Genomic DNA, 1,199 nt, shown 5'->3' on the forward strand with positions numbered 1-1,199 from the left:
GTGACCTGCTCCCCGTGGTTAGTACGAAATCGATGTAGAGTCCGTTCACAAAGGAACGGCAATGAAGAAGCGATTTACGGAAGAACAGATCATCGGAGTGCTGAAGGAGGCCGAGGCAGGCGCCAAGGTAGCCGAGCTGTGCCGCAAGCACGGGATCTCGGAGGCCACCTACTACAACTGGAAGGCGAAGTTCGGCGGTATGACCGTCTCGGACGCCCAGCGACTGAAGGAGCTGGAGCAAGAGAACAACAAGCTCAAGAAGCTGTTGGCTGAATCGATGCTGGACAAGGCTGCGCTTCAGGACCTTTTGAGCCGAAAGTAGCAAGCCCGCAGGCCAAACGCGAAGCGGTCAGAACGTTGATGACCGAGCGCGGCATGGGTATCACCCGGGCCTGCGGGCTGGTAGGCATTTCCCGGTCGCTATTCGCTTATGAAAGTAAGCGTACGGGCGATGTGGCATTGACCGAGCGCATGAAGGAGATGGCAGCGCTCAAACGACGCTACGGCTATCGGCGCATCCATATTCTGCTGCGCCGTGAAGGCTGGCAGACGAATCACAAGCGGGTCTGGCGGCTTTACAGCCAAGCCGGCTTGAGCGTTCGAAAGCGTCGCCGCAAGCGCATCGCTCCCGCAGAACGGGTAGTTCGTCCCGTTGCGACGGCGCCGAATCAGAGCTGGTCAATGGACTTCGTGTCCGACGGTCTGGCCTATGGCCGCAGGTTCCGGTGCTTGAATATCGTCGATGACTACACGCGCGAGTGTCTTGCCATCGAGGTCGATACATCACTGCCGGGATTGCGGGTGGCACAGGTGCTGCAACGGCTTGCGGAACTGCGTGGGCTGCCCAAATCCATCACCGTGGACAACGGCCCGGAGTTTGCCGGCAGGACCTTGGACGCTTGGGCCTATCAGGTTGGCGTGAAGCTGTCGTTCATCAGACCAGGCAAGCCCGTGGAGAATGCATACATCGAGAGCTTCAACGGAAAATTCCGCGATGAATGCCTGAATGAGCATTGGTTTCTGTCGCTGCGCCAAGCCAAATCCTTGATCGAAGCCTGGCGCGTCGAGTACAACACCGAACGCCCGCATAGCGCGCTGGGATACTTAACGCCGGAGCAGTTTGCTCAGGCGCATCGGCAACAACGGTTTTTAACCCTGGACTCTATGTCGGTGCCGTACTAAGTCTGGGGGCAGGTCAA

1 protein-coding gene is annotated in these 1,199 nt (G+C 58.4%); it reads left to right on the forward strand.

Annotation, left to right across the window (positions count from 1 at the left end; all coding sequences use genetic code 11):
- Positions 1-61 precede the first annotated feature (61 nt).
- Positions 62-1,182, forward strand: a protein-coding gene (locus HV742_RS32025) for an IS3 family transposase (RefSeq protein ID WP_175147287.1) whose coding sequence is annotated in 2 segments (ribosomal slippage) — positions 62-320 and positions 320-1,182 — 1,122 coding nt in all. Because the reading frame shifts where the segments join, the coding sequence is not laid out codon by codon here.
- Positions 1,183-1,199 lie beyond the last annotated feature (17 nt).

Source organism: Achromobacter ruhlandii (genome assembly GCF_902859695.1).
GTDB classification, from domain to species: domain Bacteria; phylum Pseudomonadota; class Gammaproteobacteria; order Burkholderiales; family Burkholderiaceae_B; genus Achromobacter; species Achromobacter ruhlandii.